Here is a 19,340-nt window from a genome sequence, read left to right on the forward strand (position 1 = left end):
GAACTTTATCAATTTAAATAAATAGTGAATAGTATGAAAGAAACTCAAGTAAAAACTGCGCATCCAAAAGGACTTTGGGTATTGTTTGGAACGGAGATGTGGGAGAGATTCAATTTTTATGGAATGCGAGCTTTATTAACTTTATTTCTTGTGAATTCATTATTAATGAAGGAAGAAGAAGCGTCTTTAATTTATGGAGGTTTCCTTGGACTTTGTTACTTAACTCCAATGTTAGGAGGTTTTATTGCCGACCGTTTTTTAGGAAACAGAAATTGTATTCTTTTAGGAGGATTATTAATGGCAATTGGTCAAATGTTATTATTTACCAGCGGAAGTGTTTTTGAATCTAATTTAGAAATGGCAAAAGCTATTATGTACTGCGGATTAGGTGTAATTGTTTTTGGTAACGGATTCTTTAAACCAAACATTTCTAGTATGGTGGGAAGTTTATATCCAAAACAGGAAAAAACTAAACTGGATACAGCTTTTACAATTTTCTACATGGGAATTAATATTGGTGCTTTCTTAGGTCAGTCTATTTGCCCTTTATTAGGAGACGTAAAGGATGCAGGAGGAATTAGAGATATTCATGCTTTTAGATGGGGATTCATGGCGGCTTCTGGCGCAATGCTTATCGGAACTATTCTTTTTTACTTTTTGAAAAATAAATATGTGGTTTCTCCGGAAGGAAGACCATTAGGAGGTTTGCCTTCTAAAAATGTTGCAGAAGATTTTGAAGAAGGAGAAGCTCAAAAAGCTAATTTTTCTAACAAAGCCTTGGTTTTTGCAGGGCTTGCATTTATTGCCTTAGGGTTCTTTTTTCATTATGTTGTAGGTCAAAATTTAATTTACACTTTGATTTATTCAAGTGGATTGGCTTTAGCCGGATTAATTATTTCGGATACTTCTTTAACTAAAATTGAAAGAGACAGAATTATTGTAATTTACATTGTTTCGTTCTTTATTATTTTCTTCTGGGCGGCGTTTGAGCAAGCAGGTTCTTCATTAACTTTTATTGCAGATAATCAAACCGACAGACATTTCTTTGGCTACCTAATGCCGCCATCAATGGTTCAAATTTTTAATGGACTTTTTGTTGTTGTAATGGCAGTTCCTTTTAGTATTCTGTGGGATACTTTAAGAGCAAAAGACAAAGAACCAATTTCACCAGTAAAATTAGCAGCCGGATTAGTAATTATTTCAATTAGTTTCTTCATGATTGCGACTCAGGTTTCATTCATTGGAACTTCAGGATTGTTGCTTGTAAAATGGTTAATCTTATTATATTTCTTAAATACATGTGCAGAGTTATGTTTATCTCCAATTGGTTTGTCATTGGTTGGTAAATTATCTCCAAAACGTTTTGCGTCACTATTATACGGAGTGTTTTTCTTATCAAACGCATCAGGTTACGCATTAGGAGGAACTTTAGGTTCAATCCTTCCTGCAACTGGTGATAAATTTGCAAAAGCAAAAGAATTAGGAATTGATCTTCAGGCTGTCCTGGATAAAAAAATTACGCCAACTGCAGAACAATTAGCATTATTAGATAAACATCAAATTAGTGATCACAATCCTATTTTCGTCGGATTTGAAATTCATAATTTATATGAGTTTTTTATGGTATTTGTTGTTCTTACGGGTATCGCTGCAATTATATTATTTGCTTTGACTCCATTGTTGAAAAAAATGATGCACGGTGTTAGATAAGATGGAAAAAGAAATTACTTTAGAACAGATTCAAAATTTTAAAGGCAAGTACCCAAAACAATTATGGTACTTGTTTTTAGTTGAAATGTGGGAACGTTTTTGTTTCTACGGAATGAGAGGGGTTTTAGCTTTTTTTATGGTAGACCAGTTAGGTTTATTGGAAGGGAAAGCAAATTTACAATACGGAGCAATTCAGGCTTTTGTTTATGCATTTACTTTTATTGGAGGTATTTTTGCAGATAAAATTCTAGGATTTAAAAAATCACTTCTTTTTGGAGGAATCGTAATGATTTTGGGGAATTTGCTGATTGCAGCTTCTCCGCATGATTTCTTTTATTACGGAATAACACTTTCTATTATTGGAACAGGTTTTTTTAAGCCAAACGTATCTTCAATGGTAGGGGAATTATATCATGAAAATGACGGACGCCGTGACGCAGGTTACGGGTTATTTTACGCGGGAATTAATATTGGAGGAATGCTTGGTGGTGCAATTCCTATTTACTTAGGAAAGAACTATTCATGGAGCCTTTGTTTTCTTTCAGCAGCAATCGTTATGATTATTGGCGTTGTGACTTTTCTTTTAACTAAAAAACATTTAGCGCCAATTGGAAATTCTCCGTTAGAAAATCACACACCTAAAAAACGTAATCTATATGAAATAGCGGTTTATGTAGGTTCTTTTATTGTAATTCCATTGGTGTATATAATGGTTATCAATTCTGATTTTACAGAGTATTTCATGTATACAATTGGAGCTGCGGCGATAGGATATTTTTTGTTTGAGTTAATACAAATAAAAGACTCAAAACAACAGCGTAAACTTTTGGCAGCATTTGTGTTTATTTTTGGATACTTCATGTTTATGGCTATTTCAGAGCAATCTGGAGGATCTTTGTCGTTATTTGCAAAAGATAATTTATCGAACAAATTGTTGTTTTTTAATATTGATCCAAATGTGGTAAACAATAGTATAAATTCACTTTATGTTATTATTTTCAGTCCTTTGGTTGGGTTGTTATGGATATTTATGTTCAAGCGAAAAATTGAGCCTAATACAGTTATTAAATTTGGGTTGTCATTTATTTTGCTGGCTGCAGGATTCTTTATTTTTTACAGCGCCAGATTTTTTGTAGCTGCAGACGGATTAAGTTCTCTGGATGTATTTGCTTTAGGATATCTTTTGTATACTCTTGGAGAATTATGTATTGGACCGATCGGAATGTCGGTAATTACGAAATTATCACCTAAAAGACTATTTGGAATGATGATGGGACTATGGTTCCTTTCAAGTGCATTTGGACAATTTGCTGCCGGAAAATTAGGAGCTGAAATGTCTGATGCAAATACGGGTACAACCTTAATGTCTAAACTTATTGCTTATACAGATGGATATTATCAATTAGCAGTATATTCGCTTATTGCGGGTATTGCACTAATTGTTTTAACTCCATTAATTAGAAAACTAATGCAAGAAGTAAAATAAATAGATGTTTTTTAATTCATTTTTTGTTTAAATTTGCGAAAAATAATACGTTATGAAAAGAATATTATTAACAGCCTTTTTTATAGTTGGAGCATTTGCTAGTCAGGCTCAGGAACTAAAATGGTATACTGATGTTAAAGAAGCAATCACGGTAAGTAATAAGGAACAAAAACCTATGTTGATGTTCTTTACAGGGAGTGATTGGTGCGGATGGTGTATTCGTTTACAAAACGAAGTTTTAAAAACTGCAGAATTTAAAAAATGGGCCGCTGATAATGTTGTTTTAGTTGAATTGGATTATCCAAGAAGCGTTCCTCAGACTCCGGAGATTAAAAGTCAAAATAATGAATTGCAGCAGGCTTTTGGAATTCAGGGATTTCCAACAGTATATTTTACAAGTGCACAAACAAAAGATGGGAAAGTTAATTTTACAGGTCTTGGTAAAACAGGATATGTTGCCGGAGGACCATCGGCTTGGTTAACGGTTGCAGAAGGAATTGTTCATCCTAAAAAGTCTTAGAGAATTTAATTTTATATCAAGATTATATATAAAACTCCTTACATTAATGTAAGGAGTTTTTTTGTTTAGTAGGAAAAAATTTTCATTTGTTAAGCTTAAATTATTATTTCAATATTTATTTATAAATAAAAAAACATATAATGTAATTTTTGATCTAATTAAATTTGGATAATTAAAATATTGTGTTAATTTCGTCATGCTATACTAACCAAAACCAATATAATTATGACTAAAAAATTACTTATCCTACTGTTTTTTTTAGGTTCATTTTTCTTGCATGCACAAACTCTTGCCTGGCGAACAAATATGACTGATGCGATTGCAATTAGTAATGAAGAAAGAAAACCAATGTTAATTTTATTCACTGCCTCAGGTGTACCAGAAAATCTTCAGAACGAAGTATTTAAAACCCCAGACTTTGCAGTTTGGTCGCGTGATAATGTAATTCTAGTAAAATTAGATTTATCAGACGCTACAGCTTCAGATGGAGATAAAGAACAAAACATTAAATTAAAAAATGCTTTTGGAGTTGATGATTTACCGCAGGTATGTTATGCAATGGCTTCAATAAGAAAAAATAAAACAACTTTTAGTGCTCTTGGTAAAATTGCATACAAACCGGGAGGCGCAAAAGCATGGATTGCAGAATCAAATAATATTCTGCATCCGAGTGAGTAATAATTTAAATTAAGTTTCTTAGTTTAATTTGTAGAATCCCTTTTCAATTATGTTGAAAAGGGATATTTTTTTTAAAACAAGCTAAAATGTAAATTGTACATTTAATATTTTAAGACTATAAATTTTTCGTTTTTTTCAAATAAATAATCTTAAATAATTAAATTCATTTTAATGCACTTTTTTTGTAACTATTTGTTTTAATGGAGATTGTTGGCAACAGGTTTTGTGTTAATTTAGTTTTATTAACCAGCCAAAAACCAATAAACTATGACCCGAAAACTACTTATCCTGCTATTTTTTTTAGTAACATGTTTAGCTGAATCGCAAAATTTAGAATGGAAAACTAATGTGGTTGATGCCATTACCTTAAGTAATGAAGAAAGAAAACCATTATTGATTTTTTTTACTGCTGCTAATGCTCCAGAGGATTTACAAAATGAAGTTTTTAAAACACTGGAATTTGAAAAATGGTCCCGAAGGAACGTTATTTTATTAAAGTTGGACTTGTCTGATGCAGCAGTGTCAAGTGAAGTAAAAGACCAGAACATTAAACTAAAAAATGCCTTTGGAGTTGCTAACCTGCCAGAGGTTTGTTATACGACCGGTTCCATTAGAAATGGTAAAACTGCTTTTAATTTATTAGGGAGGCTTCCGTATAGTTCAAATGGGGTGAAAGCTTTTATTTCAGACTCAAATTTGATTTTAAATCCAGAATAAAAAGATTAGTTTAATCTATAAAATCCCTTTTCGGCAGTGGCATGAAAAGGGATGTTTTTTTTCTCGCAGCTCAATTTCCATATTTTTTGAATTGCATATGCATTTGTACCATCTGCAATAATAATTTCGGGATGTAATTCGATTAAAACCCTATCTATATTTATTTTAGGAGACTGTGTCAAAATCACAATATCAGGCTGAATTTTATTTTCATAAACTCCAGTACTGTCAATTATCGAGATTTTCTTTCCGTTAAAAAATAAGACATTCCTGATTTGCTGCGATTCATTTAAAAAACTAAAATTGCCAACTAAATAAGAATTCACAGCATTGTTTTTTGAGCTTTTGTCTCCAGTTGTATCGCTTGTAAAAAGTGTGATATTGCTGCCGAATCTTTTCGAAATTAACGTATTCTTCTTGATATTATAAACAATTAACTCTTTTTGATCTGCAGTTTCTTTTTTAGTGTAAATGAAAGAAAGCTGTAATAGAATTACAGACATAAATACAACATTAAGTTTTATATAACTAGGTTTCTTTGACCAAATTATCGCACTGATTATTACTAGATAAAGTGTAATTAAATAATAAAAATTGAAACTGATATCCTGAATAACAAAAGATTCAAAAGATGCTACGTAATGGATCATTTGATTTAAAATGAAAATGCTTTTTTCAAAAAGATAAACAAGTATTTCTGGCGGATTTTTAAAGATTGCAAAAATCATGACGATTATTCCGGCAATCATGGTAAAAGATAAAACGGGAAGAATTATAATATTGGTAACAAAAAATAACCCCGGAAATTGATGAAAATAATAAAGGCACAAAGGTAAAGTGCCAATTTGTGCTGCAAATGAAACCGTTAAAGCATCCCAGATATAAACTGAGATTTTGTTTTTTGGAGACCAGATTTTTTTTAATATCGGCTGAAGCCAAACTAGAAAAAACAATGCTAAATAACTTAGCTGAAAACCAACATCAAACAAGAAATAAGGTTCAAAAAGTAAGATCAATAAAATAGAAACTAATAAAGTATGGTATATGTTTCCGCTTCTGCGAAGATGATTGCCAATGGCTACAAAAGAAAACATTACAACCGAACGCAAAACAGAAGGAGATAAACCTGATATAACAGCAAAGCCTGCCAGCGAAATTAAAATAGAAACCAATTTAATTGCTGAGCCTTTTCGTGTATTAGGAATTGGTTTTAAAATAAACATTATAAAGAGCATTATAAAGCCAACATGCAGTCCTGAAACCGAAAGAACATGCGTCGCTCCGGAATATTGATAATCCTTTATAATATCTGATGAAATTTCCTGCTGCTGTCCTAAAATAAGAGCCAGTGCTACATTCATTTCATCTTTACTAAAATTAGCACTTTCAAGATTTTTTAGAATAGTGGCATGAAGTCGGCCTGAATAATACCAAATATCTTTTTTGAGTGTTTGGCTAATCTTAATTTCTGATTTTTTGCAATAAACTTGTGCATAAATTTGTTTGTCTGCCAAGTATTTAGCGTAGTCAAATTGATTGGGGTTTTTACTCGAAGATGTTCTTTGTAAAATGGTTTTTACTCTAATTATATTTCCAATTATCAATGCATTTGGAGTACTGTCTTTTTGAACATTGACAATAATTCTGCCTGAATAAACCTTACTGTCTATAGTATTTACAACTCCAATATAACGATCGTTATAATCATTGCTTTTAAGTTTTTCCCGTAATGTAAAAGTTATAAAATGAGGCTTCTCAAAAGCTGTTTCTGAATGCGTATAATTTGATTTATCAAAAGTATCAGTATGGAAAAGTAAAACACAGATTCCAGTTGAAAATGAAATAAAATAACTGCAAATTCCAAAGAAAAGGTTTGTCTTTTTGTTTTTCTTCGAAAGAAAAAAACTAATGCAAAATAGGAGAGAACAAATTTCAAGAGAAATAAATGAAATTTGAATCGAAGGCTGGCAATTATAAGAAACTAAAATTCCAAAAAGAAAACAGATCGTAATTTTAATTAAAGGAAAATCTAATACTTTCATGGTTTAAAAGTATTAAAATTTTGTAAGAAAATAAATATATTTTTATAGAATTGTATTTATTCGATTACCCGGTTTACTTGTTCGAAAGAATTTTTATAATAAGCTTCTTTTGTAGAAGAAATGATAACACCTTTTGAAGTAGAAGAATGTATAAATTTAATTTCATTTGAATTTACTTCGGTAATAAGCCCAACATGATTGATCTGCTTACTTTTATTTGTTTTAAAGAAAATTAAATCACCTTTTTTTGCATCATTAAGCGGAATTATTTTTCCAATTTTTGCTTGTTCAAAAGAACTTCTCGGTAGTTTTATATTTTCAGATTCAAAAGTCGTATATACTAAACCAGAACAGTCGAAACCACTTTTTGTAGTTCCACCCGCTTTGTATTTAACACCAATATTATCTGTCGCAGTTTCAATTAAATTCTTTACAATAGATCTGTTTTCTTTTTTCGATTCACTTTTGTTCACAACAGTCGAAGTCGATTTACAAGAAACCAATATGATTGATAAAAGAAGGAAAACGAATATTTTTTTCAAAACAGAAATGTTTAAGATTTTAAATCGGCAACAATAAGTTTAGCTGTTTTTTTGCTTGCACCAACGCCGCCTAGTTTTTGCTCTAAAATATCATAGTTTTTTAACAGTTTTTCGCGGTGAGAAGGTTCGAGTAATTTGTTCAATTCTTCTTTGATTCGTTTTGTGTTACATTCACTTTGAATCAATTCAGTTACAACTTCCTGATCCATAATTAAATTGACAAGCGAAATATATTTTAAAGTAATAATTCGTTTTGCAATTTGATAAGAAATGGCGCTTCCTTTATAACAAACCACTTCGGGAACTTTAAAAAGAGCTGTTTCTAAAGTTGCTGTTCCGGATGTAACCAATGCCGCAGTCGAAGAACGCAATAAATCATAGGTTTTGTTGGAAACAAACGCAATGTTTTTGTTTTTAATAAACTGCTGGTAAAATTCATAATCCTGACTTGGTGCACCGGCAATAACGAATTCATAATCCTGAAAATCATCTACAACACTCAGCATTACACTTAGCATTTTAGTAATTTCCTGTTTACGGCTTCCCGGTAAAACAGCAATAATTGGTTTTTCGCCTAACTTGTTTTCTTCTCTAAAAACAGTTTCATCAAAAGCAGGCTGATTCTGAATAGCATCAATCAAAGGATGCCCAACAAAATCTACAGGAAAATGATGTTTGTCTTCATAAAAACTTTTTTCAAAAGGCAAAATCACGAACATTTTATCAACATCTTGTTTTATAGCATTGATGCGGTTTTCTTTCCAGGCCCAAATTTGAGGAGAAATATAATAATGCGTTTTGTAATTCAATTCTTTAGCCCATTTTGCAATACGCATATTAAAGCCCGGATAATCAATAAAAATTAAAACATCGGGTTTAAATTCAGCGATATCTTTTTTGCAGAATTTTATATTGTTTAAAATCGTTTTTAAGTTAAAAACCACTTCAATAAATCCCATAAAAGCTAATTCGCGATAATGTTTTACCAATGTTCCGCCGGCTTTTTGCATTAAATCACCGCCCCAAAATCTAATGTCGGCCTGAGGATCTTCCTCGTATAATGCTTTCATTAAATTAGAACCGTGTAAATCTCCAGAAGCTTCGCCAGCTATTATGTAATATTTCATATCAACGAATTTTTATTGCAGCACAAAGATAGGATTTAAATAATTATGGTCGAAATTGCTAAAACAATCACGGCTAAAATCACGCCTCTGGCCATCATTTCTTTGTTTCTTTTTAAGAGAATTAAAAAAACAGGAAGATCTAAAACAGCCCCAATTGTAATCACTTTTCCTAAATATCCCATTTCTCTAATAGTTTGAATTCCGGCCGGAAGATCAAATTTTGTAAAAAATTTGATAAACAAATAACTTCCAAGAAGCGAAGTAAAAATTCCAACAATAAATCCGATTACGAGTTCTTTTTTATCCATTTAATTTCCATGTATTAAGTTGCTGCATTGTATGATGTGCGGTTAAGTCGAATTGAACAGGAACTACCGAAATATATCCGTTTTCAAGTGCCCATTCGTCTGTATCTTCGCCATTGTCTTCGTTTGTAAATTTGCCCGTTAACCAGTAATAATCTTTGCCATAAGGAGTTTGTCTTTTGTCAAATTTTTGGGCATAATAGGCTTTCGCCTGACGGCAGATTTTTATTCCTTTGATTTCTTTTTCGCTCAATTTCGGAAAGTTAACATTTAAAACCACTCCAGCAGGAAGTTTATTTTTTAATGTTTCTAAAGCTATTTTTTTTACGAATGCTTTAGCAGGTTCAAAATCGGCATTCCAGTCAAAATCCAAAAGAGAAAAACCAATCGCCTGGATTCCTTCAATTCCGGCTTCGACAGCGGCGCTCATTGTTCCCGAATAAATCACATTTATAGAAGAATTTGATCCGTGATTAATTCCCGAAACACACAAGTCCGGTTTTCTTTTTAAAATCTCATTTACAGCCAGTTTTACACAGTCTACAGGTGTTCCGGAACAGCTGTATTCTGTAATTGTGTCATCATCTTTAGAAATTTTATCCAGAAATAAAGTATTATTTATGGTAATTGCGTGTCCCATTGCACTCTGAGGCTTGTCTGGAGCGACTACAATTACATCGCCAATAGTTTCCATGACGCTTATTAAAGCTCTGATTCCGGGAGCCAGAATTCCGTCGTCATTCGTAACTAATATTAAAGGTTTTTCGTCTTTCATGCTGCATTTTCCATTTTTGATTTATCAAAATAAAAGCTTGTTAGAGCAAATGTAGTAACAGATTTTGGTAGAATACTAACAAATAAATAAAAATTGTAAACTAAATTCCAGAAGACTTTTAAGCATCAAACATTTTTATATCTTTAACAAAAAATTATACTGATCTTGGCATGTTAGCATAGTTTTTGCCGTAACTTAGATTAAAAAATTTGATGAATGCTATTATTAAGTTTATGAAAAGAAATTATAAAATACTTATAGCCGTATTATGCTTGTCTTTAACCCTGTTTGCTTTTAAAATAAATGCTGACAAGAATGATGATCCGGACCCAAATAAAGACAAGACACTTTTAGAATTATTGGCTTTTGTTATTGAAAAAGGACACTACAGTCCGGCTGAAATAAATGACGAATTTTCGAAAGGTATTTTTAAAGACTATATCGAAGCATTAGACCCTTCGAAAAGATTTTTCCTGCAATCTGATATTGATGAATTTAAACAATATGAGTTAATGCTGGACGATCAGTTTTTGAATAAAGATTTGACATTTTTTAATTTGACTTATACAAGGTTGATGAAGAGAATGGAAGAAAGCAAAAAACGTTACAAAACGATTTTAGCACAGCCATTTAATTATACAACAGATGAGACTTTTAATGCAGATTATGAGAAGCTTCCGTATGCAAAAAACTTAACGGAGATCAATGAAAGATGGAGAAAACAAATTAAATTATCTACACTTTCATCTCTTGTAACAAAGCAAAAAATTGAAGAAGAGAAAAAGAAAAAAGATCCTTCTTATCAGGAAAAATCTTTTGATGCTTTAGAAAAAGATACACGCGAAAGTTCATTAAAATCTTTAGATGATAATTTTAGCGTAATTAAAGATTTGAATAAAGATTACTGGTTTTCAGTGTATTTGAATTCAATCATGGCTCGTTTTGACCCTCATACAAGTTATTTTGCCCCAGAAGAAAAAGATCGTTTTGATGTAAATATCAGCGGAAAATTAGAAGGAATCGGAGCAAGATTAACAAAGAAAAATGATTTCACTCAAATTGATGAGTTAATTTCTGGCGGACCGGCATGGAAAGGAAAACAACTTGAAGCTGGAGATTTAATCCTGAAAGTAGCTCAAGGAAACGAAGAACCTGTGGATGTTGTCGGAATGCGTCTTGATGATGTTGTGAAAAAAATCAAAGGTCATAAAGGAACCGAAGTAAAACTTACCGTTAAAAAAGTGGACGGAAGTATTAAAGTAATTTCAATTATCAGAGATGTTGTTGAAATTGAAGAAACGTATGCAAAATCAAGCATTGTTGAGAAAAACGGATTAAAATACGGCGTTATTTATCTGCCTAAATTTTATATCGATTTTGAAAATAAAGACGGTCGTGATGCCGGAAAAGACATTGCTCTTGAAGTAGAAAGACTGAAAAAAGAAAACATAAACGGTATTGTTCTTGACGTTCGTGACGACGGTGGGGGATCTCTTTCAACGGTTGTTGATATTGCAGGTTTATTTATTGAAGAAGGGCCAATTGTTCAGGTAAAATCTGCTGGTAAAAAGAAAGAAGTTTTATACGATAAAGATAAAAAAATAGAGTGGGACGGACCATTGGTAATTATGGTTAACAGTTTCTCTGCTTCGGCTTCTGAAATTTTAGCAGCTGCAATTCAGGATTACAAACGTGGTGTTATCATTGGCAGTAAACAAACTTACGGTAAAGGAACAGTACAAAATGTACTTGATTTGAACCAATTTGTTCGTAATGCAAGTTACGGAGATTTAGGAGCTTTGAAAATTACAGGTCAAAAATTCTATAGAATTAACGGAGGTTCAACTCAATTAGAAGGCGTTCATAGTGACGTGGTTATGCCAGATCGTTATGCTTACCTAAAAATGGGAGAACGCGATATTGACAATGCAATGCCATGGGATAAAATTGACCCGGCTGATTACAGCACTTGGACTTCTAACGAAAACTTTACTAAGGCTATCGAAAAAAGTAAAAACAGAATTTTACAAAATCCTCAATTTAAATTAATTGAAGACAATGCGAAATGGATCGATATTAAGAATAAAGAAAACATATACAGCTTGAACATCAATAGTTTTAAACAAACTCAGGAACAAGTTGAAAATGAAGGAAAAAAATATAAACCAATTTCTGATTATAAAAACAGTTTAGTGTTTAGATCATTGCCTTACGAAGAGGTTGAAATGAATAATGATGCTACATTAAAAGAAAAAAGAGAAGCTTGGCACCAGGCATTATCTAAGGATGTTTATGTTGAAGAAGCATTAAATGTTTTAGATGATTTACAATCTAAATCTTTAGTAAAAGCTGGCGTTTCTCCTAAAATGAAAAAAGATAAATTGGTGAAATCGTAAAGATTTTAAAATTTTAATTTGTTATAAAAAACGCTTCTTAAAGTAATTTATGAAGCGTTTTTTAGTTTAAAAATAAAGTAGTATTTATGAAAAATATTTTAGTTTTCGGGTTAATTGGTTTAGCATTACTTTCTTGTAAAAAAGAAAATGAAACTGCAGATGGAGTGGTAAAAACAGAAAATTCATTTGTTTCAGACCAAAGTAGTGCTGGTTCTTTGTATACAATTGCTTATCAGCCAACTTCGACCACAAATCAAATTGTTGAGCATAAATATTACACACTTTCTTATAATGAAAAGTTTGAGCAGGCCGAATGGGTTGCTTATGAATTGAAGAAAGAATATCTAAAAAATGGAAATTACAAACGCCCCTATTTTATTGAAGATCCAAAAGTAACAACTGGTTCTGCAGACTGGAGAAACTATAAAAAATCAGGTTATGATAAAGGGCATCTTTGTCCTGCCGGCGATATGGAATTTAGCGAAGATGCTTATAATGATACTTTTTATACTTCTAATATTTCGCCTCAAAGGCATGATTTTAATAGCGGAATCTGGAACAGAATAGAGCAGAAAACACGTTACTGGGCTGGAAAATATAATGATATTTATGTAGTTACTGGCGGAATCCTGGAGGATTCAGATAAAAAAATAGGAACAGAAAAAGTTTCTGTCCCTAAATATTTTTATAAAATTGTTTTAGCTAAATCAGGAAAAGAACATAAAGCAATCGCTTTTTTGGTTCCGAACGAAGACAGCGATAAACCAATTTATGATTTCGTGGTTCCTGTCGAAACTCTGGAAAAAATGACCGGAATTGATTTCTTCCCCAATTTAAAAAACTTAAAAAGCAGTAAGGACTTTTAAATCTGCAATTGTCTGAGTTGGATTTTCTGCTTTAAAAACAAAGCTTCCGGCAACCAAAACATTCGCTCCGGCTTCTACTAATTGTTTTGCATTTTTGCTTGTTACACCGCCATCAATCTCAATTAATGTTGAAGTATTTTTGCGTGTAATTAAAGCTTTTAGTTTTTTTACTTTATCATAAGTGTTTTTAATAAACGACTGCCCTCCAAAACCAGGATTCACACTCATAATGCAAACTAAATCAATATCATTAATAACGTCTTCTAACAAGTCAATATTAGTGTGAGGATTAATAGCAACTCCAGCTTTCATTCCTTCGGCTTTAATAGCCTGAAGTGTTCTGTGTAAATGTGTGCAGGCTTCGTAATGTACAGTTAAACCGTTAGCGCCTAAATCAGCGAATGTTTTAATATAACGATCCGGGTCGATAATCATTAAATGCACATCAATATATTTTTTTGCATGTTTAGAAATAGCTTCTAAAACAGGCATTCCAAAAGAAATATTCGGAACAAAAACTCCATCCATAATATCGATATGGAACCAATCAGCCTGGCTGTTATTAATCATTTCGATATCGCGCTGTAGATTTGCAAAATCGGCAGCAAGAACAGAAGGAGCAATAAGTGTATTTTTCATTGTGAAGTAGTGTGTTGTTTTTTACAAAGATAATTGTTTAACCGCAAAGCACGCAAAGATTTTTGGTTTGTAAGTTTCTTTTAAATAAACGCAAAGTTCGCAAAGCTTTGTGTTTCTCTGTGTTTTTAAAGAACAAAAAACTTTGTGAACTTTGCGTAAATCTTTGCGTGCTTTGCTGTTAAAAAGAAGAAATAAAAAACTCCGGTAATCAGCCGGAGTTTCAATCATCAATCAAAAAACGAACAGTCAATCAAACTGTTGTTTACTGTTTAGTCGAAAGTCAAATGTCTTAAAGTCAAAAGAGACTTTTGGACTTTATGAACTTTCTAACTTTAAGACTAAATTAGCCTAAATAAGTTTTAAGAATTTTACTTCTTGAAGTATGTTTTAATCTACGGATTGCTTTTTCTTTAATCTGACGAACACGCTCACGAGTTAAGTCGAAAGTTTCACCAATTTCTTCTAAAGTCATTGGGTGCTGATCGCCAAGACCAAAATACAAACGAACAACATCTGCCTCTCTTGGAGTTAATGTTTCTAATGAACGCTCGATTTCAGTACGTAATGATTCGTGAATTAACTCTCTGTCCGGGTTTGGAGATTCTCCAGAACGTAAAACGTCATAAAGGTTAGAATCTTCACCTTCAACAAGAGGTGCATCCATTGATAAGTGGCGGCCAGAGTTTTTCATAGACTCTTTTACGTCATTTACTGTCATGTCAAGTTCTTTTGCAATTTCTTCAGCAGAAGGCGGACGCTCATTAGACTGCTCTAATAACGCATACATTTTGTTGATTTTATTGATAGAACCAATTTTGTTTAATGGTAAACGAACAATACGTGATTGTTCTGCAAGAGCCTGAAGGATCGATTGACGAATCCACCATACGGCATAAGAAATGAATTTAAAACCACGAGTTTCATCAAAACGCTGTGCAGCTTTAATAAGACCTAAGTTTCCTTCATTAATTAAATCAGGAAGAGTTAATCCTTGATTTTGATATTGTTTAGCAACCGATACAACGAAACGTAGGTTGGCTTTTGTTAATTTTTCTAAAGCTCTTTGATCACCAGCCTTTATTCTTTGTGCTAATTCTACCTCTTCATCAGCGGTAATTAGGTCAACTTTTCCGATTTCTTGTAGATATTTATCTAACGATGCAGTTTCACGATTGGTTACCTGCTTGGTGATTTTAAGTTGTCTCATGTTATTTGTCTCCTCAATTTTTAAGTGTACAAGTGGTTATACGTATGAAGTTTCAAAAAAGTTACAAATTGTATCAAAAATAATTTGTTTTTTTTGAAAAATAAAAAACCTGTCTGGAAATAGACAGGTTTTGAGGATGTTATGATATTTCTTTTGAAATTTAAAAATTCAATTAATTTGCTGCTGCATTTTGAACTTCTATATTTTCTTTTACAGAAATAGGAATTCCGCTTTTAGTAAAGCCTTCAAGTCTTATTTCAAAAGTTCCGGAAAGATCAGAAGTATAAAATGAAGTTTCGGAATCTTTGTTTAACTGAACATCAGGATTCCAGAATAATTGATTTCTAAAATCAGGAATTCTTTGATTGTCGGCAATATTTTCATAGTTTACCTTATTGTATATTTTTTTAGGCTGCGGTCTTAAAATAGTTGGTTTGACGATTGAAGATCCTGTTTGGGTACTTTTAAAATCTCTGTCAAAAGTTGTAAAACTAATTAAACCATTAAACGATTTTGATCCAACGTAATATCGGCCTACAATGAGTTCAACTTTATATACGTTTTTCATATTGTAGTTTACAAGATCATTTTGGTTTTCTAAATATAATCCGTCAACCAGAACAAGTGCTGATTCCGGAAGCTGCGGAAAAATACTTGGGTCATTTACATGCAGATACAATTTATCGTCTTTTTGTTTAGAATAGATTTCGACAACAACTTCTGTAATGGTTTCTTTTAAGGTTTTAAAACGAGTAAAATCATCTAAAATATATTCTTTTGGAAGAGGATAATAGAAAGCGTCTTGACTTGGAGCTTTTTCAATGTTATCAACTTTTTTATGAAAATATGCATTTTCTACCTGACTTGAAATTGATCTTTCTAAAAGGCTTTCTTTAAAGGTATACGATAATTTAGCATCTTTTTCGAATGATATTTTACTGTAATCAATCTCTGGGGCATTGTTTACGGCAAGATCATAATTATTTGCTTTTTCATCAATAAGCTGGATAACTATATTAGAGGTGTAAAAAGTTTTATCTACATTAAAAATAAAGTTTCCTCTGCTGTCTGTTTTTACAACTTTAAAAGCAAAAGATTTTCCCGGAATAGATAATCCAATAGAAAGGTTTTCGATTTTATCGGTATTGTTTTTTGCTGTAATTTTCCCGGAAATCATTTCCCCTCTCAATTCAGGTAAAATGATTTTATCCTGATTTTGTAAATCTAATACAACTGGATAAGAAGTATTAGAAGCAAATTTTACAGCCGAAATTTGATTCTGAGCTGGAATATTATCTAATTTTCGAACAGAAAGAGAATAAACTCCATCTACAAAATTATTGTTTGAAGACTGAATTTTTAAGTCAACCAATTCACGATTTGTAAATGTTTTTTTGTTTAGTTTAAGTATAACATTTTCATTTTTTAAACCCTCAGAATTTGTCCCGCTTGCTAAAAGATTTTCAGCGGTTGTTTTTTCATCCGTTTTGTATGGATTAACGATGTTTATATTCAATTGAAATAATTCAGAAACTGGTTTGTTTAACATCCAGTTTGTGTAGCCAATTAATTTATAACTTCCTGTTTTTAAAGTTGTCGGAATGAAATAATCACCTTGTCCGTTTGAGTTTTCAAGAGTAACTTTTGTTTTAAATACTGATTTTTTAGTATTATCTAAAAGTTCTACGTAAGCAACTTTACTAATATCGCTTGGCGTTTTGTCTGTTGCTTTTAAACAATAGACTTTATATAACAAAGTTTCACCCGAAACAAATGTTGTTGCGTTTGCGTGAATGAAAACAGTTTCATCGACAGCAATCGTTTGCTGTGCTTTACTTAATTGTGTATTAATTAATACAAGCAATAAAATTATGTGTTTTAGTCTATCCAAAATGAAGGTTTTATGTTAGATGAAAATGATGTGCAATCTCCGCAAACTGCGTCTACTAATGTATATCGTGTACCACTATTTCCTATGTAGGTCATAAGTTCTCTATTAATATTATAGATCATGGTTTCTCCCTCGCAGTCTTCTCCGCCAAAACAGAATAAAAAAGGAATGTCGTCACACGTATTAAAATAGGGTATAGGTTTGTTTGGGAAAAAATCACTGTAATTAAAAAATATTCTTTTTTCTGAATAAGAAGCCACATCAAAAAAGCCAATGACTTTAGTGCTCGAATCATTAATACATTTTATGTTTCCTGAGATTAGACCCGGTTGTTTTGGAGATAAAATACTGGATGAACTGGCAATATCTCTTAAAGTTTTATGAAAGGTGTAAGCTTCTAAATTTTCTACATATTGTTTTACTAATATGCTGTATCTATGACCTATTATATAATTACTTCCTTCAATAAAACGTATTGGCAGGTTTACACGATCTTCTGTTTTATCATTGGTATTTACTAAAATAATATCTGTTGAATTTTTAGAAGAATAACAAATTCTGGTATTGGGATCATTATTAATTAAATCAACAGTTTGTGGGCCAGTTGCAATAATTTTTAATGATGTCCATCTTGGAGCAACGATTTTGTATGTTTCGTCATATTCATATCTGTAATATTTTGAAGTTTTTGCAGGATCAAAAGTATTTACAGTTATCTGAACTCCAGTTTCATTGTCCTTATTTGTTGCAAGCGAAGGAACAACACTTTCAATAGGATTTACTGTTGTTAAGGTTTGAGGAGTAGATTGATAAATTTTGCCATCTTTAGTTGTGATTTCCAATGTATATTTTCTATCAGGAATTGCCTGAAATGCAGACTGAGATTTATAAGTTCCGGCACCACTTTCAACAAAAAGATATTCATTATTTTGATCGTCTTTAACGGTAACTTTTGCACCGGTTTCAGCTTGAACACCCTGATCTTCGAACTTTGAAGTTTTAGTGATTTTTATTTCCTGATTTTTAAGTTCATTAGTCAAAGTAGCTTCAACAACAATTATTTCTTCGTAAGTATTTGTTAAAAGTGGATATGTTTCTGTGCACCCGTTAAAAACGATTGCAAGAAATGCCAAGAGAATTATATTTTTTATTTTATGAATTTTCATTACTTAAAATAGTTCATTTTTATTGAGATAATAGTACAATTTTGATTTACTGGAAGTGAAAAATTAATCTGTCCAGAATGTTGGTTTTATATTTGAGGCAATTGTGGTGCAGTCTCCGCACGGCGGTTCAACCCAAAAAGTAAAACTGCCGCCCATTCCTGAAAAATACCTTATTCTTTCTCCCGCTACATCTTCAGCAGGACTGCCATAATGTGTACAAGGCTCAGGAACAAAAGGTTCTACGGCATAACAAAATTCTTTACAGTCTGCAACATATGGAGGCGCTCCTTTACCAGGAAATAAATCTGCATAATTAAAATAAATTCGTTCGGTTGATACGGAACATACATCAAAATATCCCGCTATCTTATCATTGGGATTTTTGATTGATTTTAAATTACCCAATAAAAAGCCGGGTTGATTAGGAGAAACAATGCTTCCGCTACCTGATATTTTTTTTAATGTACTGTAATAATTAAATGCTTCCAGACTTTCGATATACTGTTTAACTAAAATACTGTATCTGGTAGTAATGATATAATTCTGGTCGCTAATAAATCTAACCAAAAAATCGACTTTATCTTCAGTCAGGTTATTCGTGTTAGCCAATAGTAAGTCATAATTTTTACCACCTGCATAACAGGTTTTTGTATCGGTTAAATTTGGAATATAGGCTATAAAACCAATTGGATCCCAGACAGCTTTAGTTCGTGTCCATTTTGGAGCAACAACTTTATAGGTTTCTTCATATTCATATCTATAATAATTTGAATTATGAGCAGCATCAAAACTATTTACTTTGATACTTACACCATTTATATTGTCCTTCTGTTCAACTTTTGCCTCAACAGTTTGTATAGGGTTTATGGCAGTAAGAGTTTCAACTGATGATTCAAATGCCCTGCCATCTTTTGTGTTAATATGTAATTGATATTTGGTGTTAGGTATGGCTTGAAATTCTGTGTTTGAAACATATTTTTCAGAATTTTCTACAAAATCATATTGATTTCCTGCATCATCCGTAATAAAAACTTGCGCTCCACTTTCTGTTAAATAACCTTCATCTTCAAATTTTGCCGTTTTGGTAATTTTTATTTCCTGTTTTTTAAGTTCGTTAGTAATAGTGGCTTCAACAACTATTACTTCTTCATATCTATTAGTAACCAGCGGATATGCTTCTGTACACCCGCTAAAAACGATTGCAAGAAATGCGAAGAGAACTATATTTTTTATTATATGAAATTTCATTGTTTGAATATTCTTTTAATCTGAT

At 31.9% G+C, this 19,340-nt stretch carries 17 protein-coding genes; 7 read left to right on the forward strand and 10 right to left on the reverse strand.

Translation table 11 applies throughout. The annotated features are described in order from the left end of the window. Positions 1-33 precede the first annotated feature (33 nt). From ASD98_RS19480 to ASD98_RS19500, 5 genes are all read left to right on the forward strand, one after another. Positions 34-1,710, forward strand: coding sequence for a peptide MFS transporter (locus tag ASD98_RS19480; protein WP_056207621.1), 1,677 nt, complete (start codon positions 34-36; stop codon positions 1,708-1,710). A 1-nt stretch (position 1,711) separates the two neighbouring features. Further along, positions 1,712-3,196 carry a peptide MFS transporter gene (locus ASD98_RS19485; protein WP_056208225.1) on the forward strand — a complete coding sequence of 495 codons (1,485 nt, stop codon included), beginning with the start codon at positions 1,712-1,714 and terminating at the stop codon, positions 3,194-3,196. A 52-nt stretch (positions 3,197-3,248) separates the two neighbouring features. Next, positions 3,249-3,716, forward strand: coding sequence for a thioredoxin family protein (locus tag ASD98_RS19490; RefSeq protein ID WP_056207624.1), 468 nt, complete (start codon positions 3,249-3,251; stop codon positions 3,714-3,716). A 225-nt stretch (positions 3,717-3,941) separates the two neighbouring features. Continuing rightward, positions 3,942-4,394 (forward strand): hypothetical protein, encoded by a 453-nt coding sequence (locus tag ASD98_RS19495; protein WP_056207627.1) that lies wholly within the window; start codon positions 3,942-3,944, stop codon positions 4,392-4,394. 267 nt (positions 4,395-4,661) lie between these two features. Continuing rightward, complete coding sequence (locus tag ASD98_RS19500) at positions 4,662-5,111, forward strand: hypothetical protein (protein WP_056207630.1); 450 nt, start codon at positions 4,662-4,664, stop codon at positions 5,109-5,111. 5 nt (positions 5,112-5,116) lie between these two features. Here ASD98_RS19500 and ASD98_RS19505 read toward each other — a convergent pair whose 3' ends face one another. The 5 genes from ASD98_RS19505 to surE are packed head-to-tail and all read right to left on the reverse strand — an operon-like array spanning position 5,117 to position 9,902. Further along, a complete protein-coding gene (locus ASD98_RS19505) occupies positions 5,117-7,153 on the reverse strand; it encodes a ComEC/Rec2 family competence protein (RefSeq protein WP_056207632.1) in 2,037 nt (678 codons plus the stop codon). 56 nt (positions 7,154-7,209) lie between these two features. Then, on the reverse strand, positions 7,210-7,695 hold the full coding sequence (locus ASD98_RS19510) for a C40 family peptidase (RefSeq protein ID WP_056207635.1): 486 nt from the start codon (positions 7,693-7,695) through the stop codon (positions 7,210-7,212). Between the two features lie 11 nt (positions 7,696-7,706). Next, a complete protein-coding gene (lpxB, locus tag ASD98_RS19515) occupies positions 7,707-8,822 on the reverse strand; it encodes a lipid-A-disaccharide synthase (protein ID WP_056207639.1) in 1,116 nt (371 codons plus the stop codon). 35 nt (positions 8,823-8,857) lie between these two features. After that, positions 8,858-9,130, reverse strand: a complete 273-nt coding sequence (locus tag ASD98_RS19520) for a hypothetical protein (protein ID WP_056207642.1) — start codon at positions 9,128-9,130, stop codon at positions 8,858-8,860. Then, positions 9,123-9,902: a 5'/3'-nucleotidase SurE gene (surE, locus tag ASD98_RS19525; protein WP_056207645.1), complete on the reverse strand. Its 780-nt coding sequence runs from the start codon at positions 9,900-9,902 to the stop codon at positions 9,123-9,125. The genes ASD98_RS19520 and surE overlap by 8 nt, the downstream gene beginning before the upstream one ends. A gap of 212 nt (positions 9,903-10,114) precedes the next feature. Here surE and ASD98_RS19530 point away from each other — a divergent pair, with 212 nt between their 5' ends. Next, positions 10,115-12,298 carry a carboxy terminal-processing peptidase gene (locus tag ASD98_RS19530; RefSeq protein WP_056207648.1) on the forward strand — a complete coding sequence of 728 codons (2,184 nt, stop codon included), beginning with the start codon at positions 10,115-10,117 and terminating at the stop codon, positions 12,296-12,298. A gap of 86 nt (positions 12,299-12,384) precedes the next feature. Beyond that, complete coding sequence (locus ASD98_RS19535; RefSeq protein ID WP_056207651.1) at positions 12,385-13,164, forward strand: DNA/RNA non-specific endonuclease; 780 nt, start codon at positions 12,385-12,387, stop codon at positions 13,162-13,164. Here the strand turns inward: ASD98_RS19535 and rpe are convergent. The 5 genes from rpe to ASD98_RS19565 form a co-directional block, all read right to left on the reverse strand. Continuing rightward, complete coding sequence (gene rpe, locus ASD98_RS19540) at positions 13,141-13,803, reverse strand: ribulose-phosphate 3-epimerase (protein ID WP_056207653.1); 663 nt, start codon at positions 13,801-13,803, stop codon at positions 13,141-13,143. The two genes, ASD98_RS19535 and rpe, sit on opposite strands and share 24 nt — an antisense overlap. A gap of 343 nt (positions 13,804-14,146) precedes the next feature. Further along, entirely contained in the window at positions 14,147-15,010 is an 864-nt protein-coding gene (locus tag ASD98_RS19550; RefSeq protein WP_007804760.1) for an RNA polymerase sigma factor RpoD/SigA, read from the reverse strand. A 172-nt stretch (positions 15,011-15,182) separates the two neighbouring features. Beyond that, complete coding sequence (locus tag ASD98_RS19555; protein WP_242412142.1) at positions 15,183-16,874, reverse strand: hypothetical protein; 1,692 nt, start codon at positions 16,872-16,874, stop codon at positions 15,183-15,185. Positions 16,875-16,888: 14 nt separating this feature from the next. Next, on the reverse strand, positions 16,889-18,034 hold the full coding sequence (locus ASD98_RS19560) for a DUF4249 domain-containing protein (protein ID WP_369814791.1): 1,146 nt from the start codon (positions 18,032-18,034) through the stop codon (positions 16,889-16,891). Between the two features lie 96 nt (positions 18,035-18,130). Continuing rightward, entirely contained in the window at positions 18,131-19,315 is a 1,185-nt protein-coding gene (locus ASD98_RS19565; protein WP_056207663.1) for a DUF4249 domain-containing protein, read from the reverse strand. Positions 19,316-19,340: the final 25 nt, after the last annotated feature.

This window comes from Flavobacterium sp. Root186 (assembly GCF_001428525.1).
Classification (GTDB): Bacteria; Bacteroidota; Bacteroidia; order Flavobacteriales; family Flavobacteriaceae; genus Flavobacterium.

Excerpts from the sequence above, each read along its gene's own strand:
- ASD98_RS19550 (WP_007804760.1), bottom strand. The coding sequence starts at position 15,010 with ATGAGACAACTTAAAATCACCAAGCAGGTAACCAATCGTGAAACTGCA.
- ASD98_RS19500 (WP_056207630.1), top strand. The coding sequence starts at position 4,662 with ATGACCCGAAAACTACTTATCCTGCTATTTTTTTTAGTAACATGTTTA.
- ASD98_RS19520 (WP_056207642.1), bottom strand. The coding sequence starts at position 9,130 with ATGGATAAAAAAGAACTCGTAATCGGATTTATTGTTGGAATTTTTACT.
- ASD98_RS19490 (WP_056207624.1), top strand. The coding sequence starts at position 3,249 with ATGAAAAGAATATTATTAACAGCCTTTTTTATAGTTGGAGCATTTGCT.
- ASD98_RS19505 (WP_056207632.1), bottom strand. The coding sequence starts at position 7,153 with ATGAAAGTATTAGATTTTCCTTTAATTAAAATTACGATCTGTTTTCTT.
- ASD98_RS19535 (WP_056207651.1), top strand. The coding sequence starts at position 12,385 with ATGAAAAATATTTTAGTTTTCGGGTTAATTGGTTTAGCATTACTTTCT.
- ASD98_RS19480 (WP_056207621.1), top strand. The coding sequence starts at position 34 with ATGAAAGAAACTCAAGTAAAAACTGCGCATCCAAAAGGACTTTGGGTA.
- lpxB (WP_056207639.1), bottom strand. The coding sequence starts at position 8,822 with ATGAAATATTACATAATAGCTGGCGAAGCTTCTGGAGATTTACACGGT.
- ASD98_RS19530 (WP_056207648.1), top strand. The coding sequence starts at position 10,115 with ATGAATGCTATTATTAAGTTTATGAAAAGAAATTATAAAATACTTATA.
- rpe (WP_056207653.1), bottom strand. The coding sequence starts at position 13,803 with ATGAAAAATACACTTATTGCTCCTTCTGTTCTTGCTGCCGATTTTGCA.
- surE (WP_056207645.1), bottom strand. The coding sequence starts at position 9,902 with ATGAAAGACGAAAAACCTTTAATATTAGTTACGAATGACGACGGAATT.
- ASD98_RS19565 (WP_056207663.1), bottom strand. The coding sequence starts at position 19,315 with ATGAAATTTCATATAATAAAAAATATAGTTCTCTTCGCATTTCTTGCA.
- ASD98_RS19495 (WP_056207627.1), top strand. The coding sequence starts at position 3,942 with ATGACTAAAAAATTACTTATCCTACTGTTTTTTTTAGGTTCATTTTTC.
- ASD98_RS19485 (WP_056208225.1), top strand. The coding sequence starts at position 1,712 with ATGGAAAAAGAAATTACTTTAGAACAGATTCAAAATTTTAAAGGCAAG.